Below are 14,408 nucleotides of genomic sequence, written 5' to 3' on the forward strand. Positions count from 1 at the left end.
AGGTTGTTTCGTCTTTAGTTGAGGGCTTCAGCGCCACTAATGATCTCTGTTAGCTCAGTGGTAATCGCAGCCTGTCGTGCTCGGTTGTATTGCAGAGTTAACTTCTTAATTACTTCTTGAGCATTGCTCGTCGCTGAGTCCATGGCCGTCATACGGGCTCCGTGCTCCGAGGCGCAACCGTTTAAGAAGGCGTTGTAGACACTGCCAAGGAGCTTCTTCTCGAGCAAACTATCGAGAAACTCATGGAGCGAAGGTTCGACAATCAAATCGCCCTCTCCAGCTTCTTGATCTGCTGACTGAGTATCCATCACTAGTGGCAGTATTTTCTCTACAGTCGGAGCCTGATCCAGCGCGGAGTTAAACTTTGGAAAGAGCACGTAAACAGACTCGTAAGTAGAGTCTTTGAATCCATCGAGCCATCCCGCTGTCATTTCACGAGCCAATTCAATCGTTGGCTTTTCGAGCACTTTTTCACGTGTTCCCACCGTACGGTTTCGCATCCGCTTGGTGAATGAAATGGCACGACGACCGCAGGCGAAGAGATCGACATCAACCCCTTCACTCTCCTTAAGCTCTATAAATGTTTGCGCTTCCTTGAATAAGTTAGTATTCAGACCACCACAAAGACCACGATCGGTCGCCAGAAGAACCAAAAGCACCCTCTTTTCAGACTTCTGTTTTAGAAGCTCTGAATTCAGGTTTGCCCCTTCCGAAGCAATCAATCGAGAAACCATACCCTTGAAGGCTTCTGCATAGGGACGAGAGGCCTCGACAGCAGCATTCGCTCGCGCGAACTTTGCTGCTGATACAAGCTTCATGGCATTGGTAATCTTCTGAGTACTCTTAACACTACCAATTCGACGCTTAATATCTTTCAGGTTAGCCATTGGCCTTGAATCCTTCGTCGTAAGACTTAATCGCTTGTTTTAGTTCTTCTTCAACAGCATCGAGCTTAGCGCGACCTTCGATCTTTTTGAGCATCTCGCCATGATTAGCTCTCACGTGACTGATGAAGCCAGCTTCCCATTCCTTCACCTGGCCTACTTCGTAGTTGTCTAGGAAGCCTTTTGTACCAGCATAGATAACGGCAACCTGTAAACCTACTTCCTGTGGCGAGTACTGGTATTGCTTCAGGAGCTCTGTGAGCAGCGCACCGCGCTTCAACGTCCTTTGCGTCGCAGCATCCAAGTCCGACCCGAACTGAGAGAATGCCGCAAGTTCGCGATACTGAGCTAATTCAAGGCGAAGAGTACCAGCAACCTTCTTCATCGCGGGAACCTGTGCTGAACCACCAACCCTGGACACTGAAAGTCCAGCGTTTACAGCTGGGCGAATACCACTGTGGAAAAGGTCTGACTCAAGGAAAATCTGGCCGTCGGTAATAGAAATAACGTTGGTCGGGATATAAGCCGAGATATCGCCAGCTTGAGTTTCAATGATTGGGAATGCCGTGATTGATCCCGATCCTAACTCATCGTTGAGCTTACAAGCACGCTCTAAGAGACGACTGTGGAGATAGAATACATCACCTGGGTATGCTTCACGACCAGGTGGTCGACGAAGGAGAAGCGAGAGTTCACGGTAAGCAGCCGCCTGCTTAGACAAATCGTCGTAAAAAATGACAACGTGCTTGCCACTATCACGGAAGAACTCTGCCATACGGCAACCAGAGTATGGTGCTAAGAACTGCATTGGAGCAGGGTCAAGAGCGGTCGCAGCAACCACGATCGTGTAATCCATGGCGCCTTCACGCTTTAGTTTGTCTACAACCTGTGCAACAGTCGAAGCCTTTTGACCAATAGCAACATAAACGCAGACAACATCCTTACCTTTTTGATTGAGGATAGTATCGACTGCGATTGCTGTTTTACCTGTTTGCCGGTCACCAATAATAAGCTCTCGCTGACCGCGCCCAATTGGAACCATTGAGTCGATCGCCTTTAGACCAGTCTGAAGTGGCTCGTGGACTGACTTTCTAGCAATAATACCAGGTGCCTTCACTTCGACTTTTCCAAGTTCGGCATTTTCGATAGGTCCTTGCCCATCTAGAGGATTACCAAGAGCGTCAACGATACGGCCAACGAGACCCTGACCGACTGGTACAGAGTTAATTTCCTTCGTTCGCTTTACAGTTTCACCTTCTTTAATGCCCTTGGTTGAACCGAGAACCGCAACACCGACATTATCTTCTTCGAGGTTGAGAACAACCCCTTTGATGCCGCTGGAGAACTCTACTAGTTCACCAGCCATTGCCTTTTCCAAACCATAGATACGTGCAATGCCGTCACCTACGGTAAGTACGGTTCCAGTTTCTTCAAGCTCGACCTTGTGGTCGAAGTTCTTGATTTTTTCACTGATTATCTTACTGACTTCTTCTACACGGATTTTTTCCATGGTAAACCCTTGCTCCTTACCTGACGGCACTTTGTGTCATTGCATCTAGTTTGGTTTTGAGACTCATATCTAAGACACTATTCTCGATGCGGACCACAAACCCACCTAGAATAGACTTATCGACTTTATTGAATAGTTGAACCTTAGTCTTCGTTAGATCTTCGAGCGAGGTTTTCACTGAAGAAAGACTCTCGTCATCTAGTTCGAAAACTGTCAAGACTTCTGCTTCCACAATTCCCTCTTGCTTGAGAATCATCTTGTGGAGAGACTTCGAGATTTCTGGAATAACCCCAACACGATTTGCCTCGGCAATGGAGTCAAGGAAGAGACTCAAAAGGCGATCAGCTTCGATCTGCTCAGCTACGTCTTTTAGCACCTTGCGTTTCAATTCAGAATTCACTACAGGGCTAGCCAGAACTTTACGAATATCTTCATGCTCGAAAATCTCGGAAATAGCTCCAAAAGCCTCCCGATAGATCTTAGCTTTAGCAAGATCACCTTCGCAGAGATCAAATAGAGCTTTAGCGTAGCGCTTGGCGACTCGTTCTGCACTCATATTTAAGCTTCCCCTTTCGCCTGGCTAATGTTTTTTAGCTGCTCGCTAAACATGCTTTTTTGACGATCCAATGTCATCTCAGCCTTGATCCGAGAAACAACTTTTTCTTTAACACCGCTCAGAATCTCATCACGGAGAGTAGCTTTAGCCTTCGCAACTTCGGCGTCGGCGATACGGCGCGCTTCGTTGGTCAGGTGAGCCGCGAGTGTCTCAGCGTCAGAGATAATCTTCTTAGCTTCCAACTCAGCTTGGCTCTTGGCCCTCGCCTTGATTTCAGCAACTTCATCATTTAGCTTCGCAAGCTTCTCTGACAAGTCTCGATGCTTAGCTTCCGCCTCTTCTTTAGCCCGATTAGCCTCTTTTAATTGAGAGACATACTCGTCTTTTCGTCCAGACAGTGCGCCCATCAGGGGACCTTTGAACACCTTCACAGCTAGAAAAAGGAAAATAGCTAAGTTGGCATAAGGTATTACAGCACCCATGACCCAATTAAAGTTTTCCACAGTCCCTCACTTATGCATTTATTACTTGATTAACGATGGTCGCAGTCAAATCATCTACGAGATTTGGAATTTTGCGTCGCTCCTCCGCTAAAGATTCGGTGATCTGGCTACGGACCGACTCAATGGTAGCCTTAGCTTCTTGCTCAGCAGACGAGATTAGCTGACCCTTTTTAACGGAAGCCTGAGCCGTAAGCTCGGACCGAATGCTGGTAGCTTCGTCTGACGCTGCTTGCAATGTCTCTTTAATTTGCTTAAGAGTCGTTTCGTTCTTTTGCAGCAAAGACTCCGCCTCAGACTTATTGCCGACTGTCAGATTCTGACGCTTGTCATAAACTTTCAGATAGGGCTCAAGCAGAAGCTTTTTTATGACAAAAAAGTTTGCGATGAATATGCCCGCTTGCACGGTCATAACTGTTGGATTAGGAACCAAATTTAGTGAGGACATGTAATGAAAACCCCATTTGCTATGAGATCAGAAAAGCCTTTCGTAAGGCGTACCTAAGTATCTTATTATGATCATCTTCTCAACATCTGATTTATGCATTCAGAATTAGAGCTGATATTAAAGGAACTTACAAATCAACATCTTTTTACTAGGAATCAAACTGCGGCCCGCCAATAGAACGCAAGAGTCTTTCTAGTTCGGCAGCAGAAAAATAGGATATTTCAATACGCCCTCTTGAACCATTACCAGCAACTCTTACTTTGGTACGGAGAAAGCTTCTCAAGCTTTCGGCCAGGTATTCCAAGTTTGGATCATCGGCCTCAGGGTCCGCAATAGGTTCTTCACCTTGTTTTTTAAACTTTTTAACCAATTGCTCAGTCTGACGCACACTAAGCTTCTTTTTAACTATGATGTCTCTAGCTCTAAGGATGAGCTTTTTTTCACTCAGGCCAAGCATTGCTCGGCCATGCCCCATGCTGAGTGTCCCTTCCATCAGGTCGTCTTGAACTTCCCGCGGAAGAGCAAGAATACGCAGCAGGTTTGTTACAGTCACACGATCCTTGCCGACTTTCTTAGCACATTCCTCTTGAGTTAAGCCAAAGTCTTTGATGAGAGTCGCATAAGCTTCAGCTTCCTCAATCACGTTTAGATTGGACCTTTGAACATTTTCGATAATTGCAATGCGTAGCATTTCATCGGGGCTAACGCTCTTCACAAGAACTGGAACCTGGCTAAATCCAGCTAATTTGGAGGCTCTCCAACGGCGCTCCCCTGCTATTAGGGTATATCCACCATCAGTTTTTGAGACGATAAGTGGTTGTACGACGCCATCTTCCTTTAGACTTCTTGAAAGCTCTTCAAGCTCGACCTGATTGAAGACCTTCCGAGGCTGCCTTGGGTTCGGACGAATTGAGTCAACCGGAACTTCAATGAGGTTCGCAGCCTCTCGCTCCTGCTTGTTATTGTTGGAGCTAAGGTCTAATTCTACGTTATCTTCAAATCCCAGCAGGGAATTCAAGCCCTTCCCTAACCCACCTTTTTTTGGTGTTTTTGCCTTATTAGCCATCTAAGCTAGCTCCTTCATCTTCGATTCTTACAGATCTCATGACCTGCTTTCTACTAATTGAAACATCCTTTCCATTTGGGTAGCGACTTAGTATCTCATCGGCAACCCGGATATATGCTACGCTACCAAGCGAGGAATAGTCATAAAGTATGGCTGGTTTCCCATAAGACGGTGCTTCAGATAATTTCACATTCCGTGGAATGACTTGTTTGAATACTTCCCCTTCGAAATGCTTCCGGATTTCTTTTTCCACCTGCTGGGAAAGATTATTGCGACGATCGTACATCGTTAAGAGGATTCCCTCTCGCTCCAACCTCGGGTTCAGGCGTTTCTTGATGAGGCTTGTGGTCTTTAAGAGCTGAGAAAGGCCTTCGAGTGCATAGTATTCAGACTGAAGAGGTATTAGAACCGAGTCAGCAGCAGTTAATGCATTAACGGTCACAAGTCCGAGAGTTGGAGGAGTATCAATGATAATAAAATCATACTCGGCTAAAGCTGGTTCAATAGCATCTTTTAGGCGGGACTCCCGCCCGATAGTAGATACCAATTCAATCTCAGCCCCACTCAAATCTTGGCTAGAAGGGGCGACGTCTAGGAACGTCAACTCTGTTCCCTGAACAACATCGAGCAGAGGCAAATCGTCTACTAGCACATGATACATACTTTTTAACTCAGAGTTCTGATAAATCCCGAGCCCGCTCCCCGCATTTGCTTGAGGGTCCATATCAATTAAGAGAACTCTTCTTTCACTCGCAGCGATACAACTTGCGATGTTGATAGCAGTGGTAGTCTTGCCAACTCCACCCTTCTGGTTAGAAATCGCAATCACTCGTGCCATGAAAGCTCTCCTTGAGTTTGGTGATCGAATTGTTTGGAAATCGCAGACACCGAACCAACTTATTATCACAAGTTGATCCAATGTTTCACGTGAAACATATTCTTTCAACGTTCCACGTGGAACATTCTCAGAACATTATGTAGGCCATTTTTACCTATCAAACAAAACCTCATATATGTTTCACGTGGAACTAGTCTTCAATTAAGCCTTCGCCCCCAATCCAAGATCAATCCAGCTATATCATCGAATAGTGGTGAAAATCGAAAATAATATGTTTTCGATACAAAAACCTTGCATTTCTGCAGAATGTAAGCTTTTGAGACAAATTTTTGCACTCTCTACTGTTAGAGAATTAATTAAATAGAATTTCTTATCTAATGTATGGAATCTGTTCAAAGAGAAGCTAAATCTAGCCCAAACAGATTGATTAAGTATGTTTCACGTGAAACATACTGATTGGATAAAATTTTGAGAGATCATTTAGAATACAAGACTTGGATTAGTCTTTAGTATTAGATAGAGATGTATGGAAGAGCTTTAGAATAAGTATTACTAGTTAGAAGTTGCTGATCAAAATTTGATACTTTTATAAGAAAATTTCTATGTCTTTAAGACAAGTATGTATGATGCTATTCAACTGAGTCGGAAGTATTAATGGTTCAAGCACAAGCACTTGATACATGTAGACAAATACAACTTGCTGTCGTGCAGTATGACAGCATTTCCAAATTGACTTTTTCTTGATCTCCTAACCTTGGTTTATTCAGCAATGATGCCAACCTCGCATATTCCCGAATGCCAAAATTTTCCAGTAAAGAAGACTCAATAGATTTGATGCTAGGAAATATATCTGTCTATACCACCAAGTAGCTTTGCCTTATGTTTCACGTGGAACTAGGTATGCTCACTCAATCTTTGAGAAGTATGTTAATCAGAACGATGAATGGAGATCAGAGTTGGAAAGAAAAGAGAAAAGGCTCGACCATTGGTATAGAGCCTTTTCTATAAGCGCCATATATACATAGCAAGTAGCTACAAATGTTTGTCCCATCAGATTGAATAGAAGAAAACTTTCGTGCCTCTACACGGAAAATTTAGCATTGGATTGTGAATTTCAGAGAATAAGATCGGGGAGTTTATATTGAAGGAGTTCGAGTAGAAGAGAGGTTTATGGCGTATAAAAATACGCCATAGTCATTACTTGCTGTACCACAAGAATGCAATGATGAAGCCCATGATAGCCTGGAACTCGATCAAAGCGAGAGCGATGATCATAGGTGTAAAAACCTTGTCCGCAGACGTTGGGTTTCTTGCGATACCAGAAAGAGCAGCATCAGCAGCACGACCCTGAGAATAGGTACCACCTAGAGCAGCCAATCCGATTGCCAAACTGGAACCAATTGCCATCCAGCCAGTCGCGTCTCCACCTTCCGCTGCAAAAGCGAAAGAACTGATTAAAAGACCACCTAGAACGGTCAAAACATTTCCAAGATTACGCTTCATGAATCCTTACCCCGCAAAAAGTAAAAAAGATAAAATTAATGGTCATGAGAAACTGCAAGAGAGATATAAATACCACTGAGAAGGGTAAACACAAAACTCTGCAAGCAAGCTACCATCAAACCAAAGAAAAGAAGAAACGAAGGCAAAACTAAATAAGTCAAGCCTGTGAATACTGAAAGTACTAAGTGATCACCAAATATATTTCCGTAAAGCCTTAAGGCTAGTGATACTGGCCTCACAAAAGACCCGATCATTTCTATTGAAAATATGAATGGTGCCATGATCGCCATAGGCCCAGCGAATGTTTTCAAATATCCAAAAACACCGTGTTCTTTGACACCTGCGATATTGAAAACGATGAAGATAAAAAGCCCAAGAGCTAAATTTGTGCTAATACTTTCAGTGGCTGGTGTGAAACCAGGAACCAAACCAGACACATTGCTGATCAGAATAAACAAAAAGAGTCCAAATAACACCGAAAGGTAGGGACGAACCTCGGTTTCGCCGATGATTCCTTTGCCGAGATTATGAACGAAATCCATAATCATCTCCATGATGCTTCGCACACTAAATCCCGCATCAGGCGTCACATCGTCTCCTGCTGCAGCAACTTTAGCGCGATACTTCAGTCCTATCAACAGAGTGATAATAAGTGTGAATGCCGCACCTAGAACCGGCTTCCACTCTTCGATGACATGTTCATCAGAGATACCAAAAGTGTTAAGCAACATTTGGTAGTAGCTAATAAATTGAACACCACCACCGGCTGCGTAGGCATTAATTGAGCTGAAAAGGCCGGCAATTGCGCCTAGCTTTGCTTTTGTCGAACGCGGAAAATTCATTGGGAGAGCTTCCTTTTACTTGAACCTCTAAAAAACAAAAATGGAAGTCCTTACTATATGATTTTCAGAACAATTAATAGACAATTTTTTTGACAAAAAAGCTACTCTGACGCAGTCGCATTCATTGATTTAAGGTACTGAGTCGTATAATTCCAAAGGATCACAACAAGAGCTAAAAGTGCACCGCAGCCTAGGTATATCCCTGGGAGTTTATAGTGTATCAAGCTCAAGTAAAGCCCTAGAACTAGAATCGCGAACTTGAATAAGCCGAGCAACAAGGCCAGCGGCTTTTGCGCCCGACTGACCTGCCCTTTCGATGCCCGTACGGTCATCAGAGCAAGAAATCCCATGGTCATAATATTGAGGGCAAAAAGCAAGAAACCGATCATGAGAGCCAGAGCTTCCAATGGCTTCAAAAACTGAAGCCCGCCAACCAAGATGACAAGTCCAACGAAACCAAGAGACATTAATATAGGTTTGAAGTTCATGATCCTGATCCCTCGTTTTTATCTCTATTCTGTGCTCGAATCATTATGCGAAACATGACATACCAGGATCTGATGATGAGAATCAAGCCCAAAAGGTATGTTACTATGGACCAGGTGAAATCTCTGGGATAATTCTCGTCCAGCCAGTCTCCAGCAAACCAAGCAGCGATAATGTAGGTAATCGACTCAAAGTTTGCACCCACGACTAATGCGTACATTCGATATTTTTCTTGCGGCTTCATAAGCTCCCTAATTCATTGACTTATCCACAGGTACTGCGATCTGTAAACTCTTGTTTCTATTGAACTTTTAGTGAATCTTTTAACCTTGATTGGGACATCAAACTTATGGTACTTTTCCTGTTTCGTAGACATGCCTATACGCGTCGTCCAATCTCGGAGCATATAACCCAGGAATCTCCTAATGCAAACGCTCTTTCCTCCAGAGTCTGGTGAGTCAAACGAATCCAGCAAAAATCTCGACCCTAAGCAAAGCCCCTGGCTAAAAATTAAGCAGCAGCTTAAAGAGCTTATCGAGCCTGATGAGTTTGACAAATGGATCGCACCCCTCGACTCTAAATCTCACAGTGACGACGAAGTGGTTATATCTCTGCCCGATATGACTTCCTACCAAGTGATCTTGGATCGCTTTATAGATCAATTTGACTACTGCAAAGCAACCCTAGGGCTTCAGGTTTTCTTCCGGTTCGAGATAGAAGGCACCGAGTCTACGGCCTCTGAAGTTTTTGAAGATGATAGCTCTACGCTTAATGAACTTCTAAGCCACAACGAAGTTTCCGACCCCGACCCACAACCTGACTACACGAGAGAGCCTTCAAGTCCGGTGTCAAGAGCACTCACCCATCACTCTCAGCTCAACACCGAATACACGTTCCAAAACTTTGTTAACGGCCCGAGTAATCAGTTCGCTCATGCTTCTTGCCTCGCGGTAGCAGATGCTCCAGGTCAACACTACAACCCGCTATTTCTATATGGCAGCACCGGCTTGGGCAAAACCCACCTACTCCACGCTGTTGGCAATAAAGTGCTGAAAGTCAAAGAAAATGCCGTCATTACCTACATCACTAGCGAACGATTCATGAACGAAATGATATACTGCCTTCGTTTTAATAAGATGTGGGACTTTCGTCGCAAGTACCGAAACTGCGACGTTCTGTTGGTTGATGATATCCAGTTCATCTCTGGTAAAGAACGGACTCAAGAAGAATTTTTCCATACCTTCAACGCCTTGTATGAAGCCAAAAAACAGATTGTTGTGACATCAGATATTTTTCCCCAGGACATTCCAGACATAGAAGACCGTCTACGAAACCGCTTCCAATGGGGGCTGATAGCCGATATTCAACCACCAGATATTGAGCATCGTGTCGCTATTCTGATGAACAAAGCCGACAAGCAAGGAGTACCACTAAGTCAGCATGTCGCTGAATATATTGCAAACCACGCAAAAGGTAATGTGCGCGTCTTGGAGGGAGCACTCCGGCGAGTGGCTGCGTTTGCTGCACTGCAAGGGGTCCCGATTGATATTGAACTGGCATCCCAGATTCTCCAAGATGTCCTTGGTGACACTGGCACTAAGAATATTACTATCGAGAGCATTCAAAAAATTGTCGCTGAGCACTTCAAAGTCAGAGTCGCCGACCTGAAGTCTAAGAAACGGCAACGAGCCTTCTCAATCCCCCGGCAAATTGCTATGTTTCTGTCTCGCAATCGCACACAGTCATCTTTTCCAGAGATTGGCGCTGGTTTTGGTGGTAAAGACCACACCACTGTCATGCACGCTGTCAAGAAAATCGAGCAGGATAAGAAACGTGACATAGAGGTAAAAACCCATATTGAAGCCATTGAACGCAAACTTGACCAACTACATTAACCAGTTCGACGCTGTGGATAAGCTGTTGAAAACCTATGGACAAGCCGTGGATAAGTTCAGGTGAAAAAGTTATCCACATTTTTATCCCTAGCTTATCCCCCGAGTTATCCATAACTTAACCACAGGCTGCGACCATGATTTTTAATAATATATTAGGCACTTACAATCTTATCCACAAAATCAAGCCTACAACTACTATTACTACTATTTAAAGAGATAACTATTTATTTATCTAATAACAGGCAACGGAGCTCAGATGAAAGTTAGCATTGGAAAAAGCCAGCTCAGCACAGCTACCACCAGATCCCAAGGTGCTATCTCAGAACGAAGCCTAGCCCAGATTGGGCTCCGGGCAGAAGACGGTCGGTTGCATGTCTCAGTAGCGGATCGAGTTCTTGTGATTTATTGCAGTATGGAATGTACAGTTCATGAAGACGGTGAGTCATTTGTTCCAGCTAGACTGTTCGCGGATGTCGTTCGCCAGTTACCTGACGGGCCTGTCATCTTAGAACTCACAGGCAGCTTTTTAACAATCACTGCTGGAGAACGAGGTGAATTCGAAATGAAGCTGCCTCGCATTGACTCTAAGGTTTGGAGAGAGCCCCCTAGCATCAACTCCAGTAACACTGCTGAGCTTCCTACCGAGAAACTTTCCTATATGATCGATCAGGTTCAGTTTTGTGTCGCGCACGAATCTCCTCGTAACTATGGGGCAGTAGGATTCCTTCACAAACCCGAAGGCAATAGAATGCGCTTAGTTGGCACAGATGGCTACCGTTTATCATTTTCCGAAATGGAGAGTGAACTCCCAGAAAACTTTCTCGACAGCGGCGTTTGTTTATCTAAGCGGGCGCTAAACGAGCTTCAGCGGATGTGTGGTGAGGGCTTCGAAACGGTGAAAGTTTCAATCTCGGAAGATAAAACAACTCTCCTCACGGAAGTCCCCGACTATCAAATCTATGTGCGCCTTTCTGCTGTAAAGTACCCGAACTATCAAGGGGTTTTGCCTAAGAAAAAACTAACTCCTATTTCAATACCAAGGCCTTACTTTCAAAGTGTTACTAAGAGGGTGCTTTTAGCGTCTGATAAGACTCGTGCTTTACAGTTGTGCTTTTCAGATTCCTCGCTTACCTTAAAGTCTAGAACCGTTGGAAGTTCAGAGAGCCAGGAGAGTATCGCGCTTTCCAACTACAAAGATGGCGATCGCGAGTTGGCCATCAATGGGAAGTTTTTAACTGATGTTTTCTCGACAATAAGTAGCGACGAGGTGACGCTGAACTTTCATTCAGAAGAGGATCCCATTGTCTTGGTGCCTAACTCTGAGCCAGCCTCATGCCAATCGATGCATGTTCTTGTGCCAATTCGCGAAAGCTAGCCGTTAGGGCCAAATATAATCGGATCGAATTAATTTGTAAGAAGGATCTCCCATAGTGAGTACCACCGAAGTTCAAAGCAACGAATACTCTGCCGACAATATACAGGTTCTAGAAGGTCTCGAAGCGGTTCGAAAACGACCTGGTATGTACATTGGCTCCACTGGCCTTGATGGCCTCCACCACTTGGTCTATGAAATCGTCGATAACTCGATAGATGAGGCGATGGGCGGACACTGTGATAGGATTGAAGTTGCCATACATATGGATGGTTCCGTATCGATCCGTGATAACGGTCGCGGAATTCCCGTGACCCAGCATGCTAAGGAGCAAAGGTCAGCTGTCGAAGTCGTTATGACTGTGCTCCATGCTGGTGGGAAGTTTGATGACAAGGCCTTTGCTTTCTCAGGTGGATTGCATGGTGTCGGAGCTTCTGTGGTGAATGCACTCTCAGAGTGGTGTTTTGTAGAAGTTCGTCGCGAGGGTCACCTTCACAAGCAGAGCTACGGACGTGGTCAGCCAACTAGCCCTCTTGAGATCGTTGGCACGACAGATGATCATGGCACCCATACCTGCTTTAAGCCAGATCCAGAGATCTTCCAAGAAACAAATTTTGTATTCGATACCCTAGGCAAGCGGCTCCGAGAACTAGCTTTCCTAAACAAAGGTGTCCGTATTCATCTCAAAGATGAGCGATCTGATCGAGAGGAAGAATACTTTTTTGAGGGCGGACTCGTCTCTTTCTGTGAGCACCTTGTTAAGAGCCGAACGCCGCTTCACCCCAACCCGCTCTATATTGCCTCGTCTCAGGAAGAGGACGGTCGATTGGTGGGCCAAATAGAGGTGGTTTTACAATGGACGGAAGCGTACAATGAGAGCCTTTTTAGCTATGTGAATAACATTCACACAGTTGAGGGGGGAACTCACCTTACAGGCTTGAAAACGTCACTCACAAGGGTCGTCAACACCTTTGCAGAGTCATCAGGGATGCTCAAAAATTTCAAAGACGGCATCACAGGTGATGATATTCGAGAGGGGTTAGTTGGCGTTTGCGCCGTTCGCGTGAAAAATCCCGAGTTTCAAGGTCAGACCAAGACCAAGTTGGGAAATCCCGAAGTCAGAAGCTGGGTTGAGTCAATTGTATCCGAAAAACTGACTGACTACTTCGCTGAAAACCCGGACATGTTGAAGAAAGTCATTCAGAAGATCATCGAAGCGGCACGAGCTCGTGTGGCAGCCCGCAAGGCCAGAGAGCTTACTAGGCGAAAAAGTGCCCTAGACTTTGCTGGTTTGCCTGGTAAAATGGCAGACTGCCAATCGAAGGATCCAGAAAAAAGTGAATTGTTCTTGGTCGAGGGTGACTCTGCGGGTGGGTCGGCAAAGCAAGCCCGTGATAGAGCGACACAGGCAGTCTTGCCTTTACGTGGAAAAATCCTCAACGTTGAAAAAGCTCGTTTTGACAAGATGCTTTCGTCTCAAGAAATCAAGCTTCTGATTAAGGCCTTAGGTACGGGAATCGGTCGCGAAGATTTCGATATTTCAAAGATCCGCTACCACAAAATTATTATCATGACTGATGCGGATGTCGATGGTGCTCATATTCGAACCCTACTCCTAACCTTCTTCTTCAGGCAAATGCCTCAGGTGATTGAGAAGGGCTTTCTATACATCGCGCAACCGCCGCTCTTTAAATATAAAAAAGGTAAGATTGAGCGCTATCTGAAAGACGATCGCGAGTTGCTACAGTTTCTGAGTGACGTTGGGATGAGCCACCTTGAGATCAAAGATAGCAACGAAAAGAATTTGGACAAGGCCTTGATCAGCGGGCTTCTGACTCGCTTTGAAAAGTATGAGTCCGTGTTGGAAATGGCTTCTCGAAGGCGTGCTCAAGAGATTTTGGAATACATCGTTGGTCATGACGAGATTGACGCCAGCACACTAGCAAGCGATGAAGGTGCTGAAAAGCTCAAGGACGATATTATAGCCTACCTAGAAAAGAAGCACGAAGGTGAGAGAATCTATGTTGAAGGGACAGTTGCCTTCGACGAAGAGTACAGCCGATATCGTGTTGTGTTTGACACTAGGATTGCTGATGTTCCTAAGCGATCGGTCATTGATGCTCCATTGTTCGCAGGTGGGGAGATTCTTGAGCTTAGACGAATTCATAAGCAAATAAATGAGATTGCCCAATCCCCATTTTCCTACACCAAAGGTGAAGAGGCGGGGTCTCTTCCATCCATGCTAGCTCTGAAGGAGTTTATCCTCGAAGAGGGGCGCAAAGGTGCTTATGTACAGCGATATAAGGGTTTGGGTGAGATGAATCCCGACCAACTTGCGGAAACGACAATGGAGTTAGAAAAGCGAAATCTACTGCGTGTAGAAATCGAAGATGCGATGAATGCGGATCAACTGTTCAGCACTCTTATGGGTGATGATGTCGAGCCACGTAGAGATTTCATCCAAAGCAATGCCCTTAATGTCAAGAATCTAGATGCTTAAACTGGTTA

At 44.9% G+C, this 14,408-nt stretch carries 14 protein-coding genes; 3 read left to right on the top strand and 11 right to left on the bottom strand.

All coding sequences use genetic code 11. The annotated features are described in order from the left end of the window. Positions 1–14: 14 nt before the first annotated feature. The 11 genes from atpG to B9N89_RS02155 form a co-directional block, all read right to left on the bottom strand. Positions 15–887, bottom strand: coding sequence for an ATP synthase F1 subunit gamma (gene atpG / locus B9N89_RS02105; RefSeq protein WP_132314459.1), 873 nt, complete (start codon positions 885–887; stop codon positions 15–17). Next, a complete protein-coding gene (gene atpA, locus B9N89_RS02110) occupies positions 880–2,394 on the bottom strand; it encodes a F0F1 ATP synthase subunit alpha (RefSeq protein WP_132314458.1) in 1,515 nt (504 codons plus the stop codon). Before atpA ends, atpG begins: the two co-directional genes overlap by 8 nt. 16 nt (positions 2,395–2,410) lie before the next feature. After that, on the bottom strand, positions 2,411–2,950 hold the full coding sequence (gene atpH / locus B9N89_RS02115; protein WP_132314457.1) for an ATP synthase F1 subunit delta: 540 nt from the start codon (positions 2,948–2,950) through the stop codon (positions 2,411–2,413). 2 nt (positions 2,951–2,952) lie between these two features. Then, on the bottom strand, positions 2,953–3,453 hold the full coding sequence (locus B9N89_RS02120) for an ATP synthase F0 subunit B (RefSeq protein WP_132314456.1): 501 nt from the start codon (positions 3,451–3,453) through the stop codon (positions 2,953–2,955). 10 nt (positions 3,454–3,463) lie between these two features. Further along, a complete protein-coding gene (locus B9N89_RS02125) occupies positions 3,464–3,898 on the bottom strand; it encodes an ATP synthase F0 subunit B (RefSeq protein WP_132314455.1) in 435 nt (144 codons plus the stop codon). Between the two features lie 148 nt (positions 3,899–4,046). After that, positions 4,047–4,964 carry a ParB/RepB/Spo0J family partition protein gene (locus B9N89_RS02130; protein ID WP_132314454.1) on the bottom strand — a complete coding sequence of 306 codons (918 nt, stop codon included), beginning with the start codon at positions 4,962–4,964 and terminating at the stop codon, positions 4,047–4,049. Further along, positions 4,957–5,802, bottom strand: a complete 846-nt coding sequence (locus B9N89_RS02135) for a ParA family protein (RefSeq protein ID WP_132314453.1) — start codon at positions 5,800–5,802, stop codon at positions 4,957–4,959. The genes B9N89_RS02130 and B9N89_RS02135 overlap by 8 nt, the downstream gene beginning before the upstream one ends. 1,197 nt (positions 5,803–6,999) lie before the next feature. After that, positions 7,000–7,305 carry an ATP synthase F0 subunit C gene (locus B9N89_RS02140; protein WP_132314452.1) on the bottom strand — a complete coding sequence of 102 codons (306 nt, stop codon included), beginning with the start codon at positions 7,303–7,305 and terminating at the stop codon, positions 7,000–7,002. A 35-nt stretch (positions 7,306–7,340) separates the two neighbouring features. After that, the gene (gene atpB / locus B9N89_RS02145) at positions 7,341–8,147 is read right to left on the bottom strand and encodes a F0F1 ATP synthase subunit A (RefSeq protein ID WP_132314451.1); all 807 of its coding nucleotides are present in this window, start codon (positions 8,145–8,147) and stop codon (positions 7,341–7,343) included. A 101-nt stretch (positions 8,148–8,248) separates the two neighbouring features. Continuing rightward, entirely contained in the window at positions 8,249–8,635 is a 387-nt protein-coding gene (locus tag B9N89_RS02150; RefSeq protein ID WP_132314450.1) for a hypothetical protein, read from the bottom strand. Further along, complete coding sequence (locus tag B9N89_RS02155) at positions 8,632–8,877, bottom strand: hypothetical protein (protein ID WP_143478094.1); 246 nt, start codon at positions 8,875–8,877, stop codon at positions 8,632–8,634. Before B9N89_RS02155 ends, B9N89_RS02150 begins: the two co-directional genes overlap by 4 nt. A 181-nt stretch (positions 8,878–9,058) precedes the next feature. On the opposite strand from B9N89_RS02155, the gene dnaA reads away from it, so the two are divergent. The 3 genes from dnaA to gyrB all read left to right on the top strand — a co-directional run bounded on the left by dnaA (position 9,059) and on the right by gyrB (position 14,400). Continuing rightward, complete coding sequence (gene dnaA / locus B9N89_RS02160; protein WP_132314448.1) at positions 9,059–10,528, top strand: chromosomal replication initiator protein DnaA; 1,470 nt, start codon at positions 9,059–9,061, stop codon at positions 10,526–10,528. Between the two features lie 256 nt (positions 10,529–10,784). After that, positions 10,785–11,903: a DNA polymerase III subunit beta gene (gene dnaN, locus B9N89_RS02165; RefSeq protein ID WP_132314447.1), complete on the top strand. Its 1,119-nt coding sequence runs from the start codon at positions 10,785–10,787 to the stop codon at positions 11,901–11,903. 55 nt (positions 11,904–11,958) lie between these two features. Further along, positions 11,959–14,400 carry a DNA topoisomerase (ATP-hydrolyzing) subunit B gene (gene gyrB / locus B9N89_RS02170; RefSeq protein WP_132314446.1) on the top strand — a complete coding sequence of 814 codons (2,442 nt, stop codon included), beginning with the start codon at positions 11,959–11,961 and terminating at the stop codon, positions 14,398–14,400. The last annotated feature ends 8 nt before the right edge of the window (positions 14,401–14,408 follow it).

It is taken from the genome of Pseudobacteriovorax antillogorgiicola, assembly GCF_900177345.1.
GTDB lineage: Bacteria > Bdellovibrionota_B > Oligoflexia > Oligoflexales > Oligoflexaceae > Pseudobacteriovorax > Pseudobacteriovorax antillogorgiicola.

Excerpts from the sequence above, each read along its gene's own strand:
- atpB (WP_132314451.1), bottom strand. The coding sequence starts at position 8,147 with ATGAATTTTCCGCGTTCGACAAAAGCAAAGCTAGGCGCAATTGCCGGC.
- B9N89_RS02135 (WP_132314453.1), bottom strand. The coding sequence starts at position 5,802 with ATGGCACGAGTGATTGCGATTTCTAACCAGAAGGGTGGAGTTGGCAAG.
- dnaN (WP_132314447.1), top strand. The coding sequence starts at position 10,785 with ATGAAAGTTAGCATTGGAAAAAGCCAGCTCAGCACAGCTACCACCAGA.
- B9N89_RS02125 (WP_132314455.1), bottom strand. The coding sequence starts at position 3,898 with ATGTCCTCACTAAATTTGGTTCCTAATCCAACAGTTATGACCGTGCAA.
- atpH (WP_132314457.1), bottom strand. The coding sequence starts at position 2,950 with ATGAGTGCAGAACGAGTCGCCAAGCGCTACGCTAAAGCTCTATTTGAT.
- B9N89_RS02130 (WP_132314454.1), bottom strand. The coding sequence starts at position 4,964 with ATGGCTAATAAGGCAAAAACACCAAAAAAAGGTGGGTTAGGGAAGGGC.
- atpG (WP_132314459.1), bottom strand. The coding sequence starts at position 887 with ATGGCTAACCTGAAAGATATTAAGCGTCGAATTGGTAGTGTTAAGAGT.
- B9N89_RS02140 (WP_132314452.1), bottom strand. The coding sequence starts at position 7,305 with ATGAAGCGTAATCTTGGAAATGTTTTGACCGTTCTAGGTGGTCTTTTA.
- B9N89_RS02150 (WP_132314450.1), bottom strand. The coding sequence starts at position 8,635 with ATGAACTTCAAACCTATATTAATGTCTCTTGGTTTCGTTGGACTTGTC.
- dnaA (WP_132314448.1), top strand. The coding sequence starts at position 9,059 with ATGCAAACGCTCTTTCCTCCAGAGTCTGGTGAGTCAAACGAATCCAGC.
- B9N89_RS02155 (WP_143478094.1), bottom strand. The coding sequence starts at position 8,877 with ATGAAGCCGCAAGAAAAATATCGAATGTACGCATTAGTCGTGGGTGCA.
- atpA (WP_132314458.1), bottom strand. The coding sequence starts at position 2,394 with ATGGAAAAAATCCGTGTAGAAGAAGTCAGTAAGATAATCAGTGAAAAA.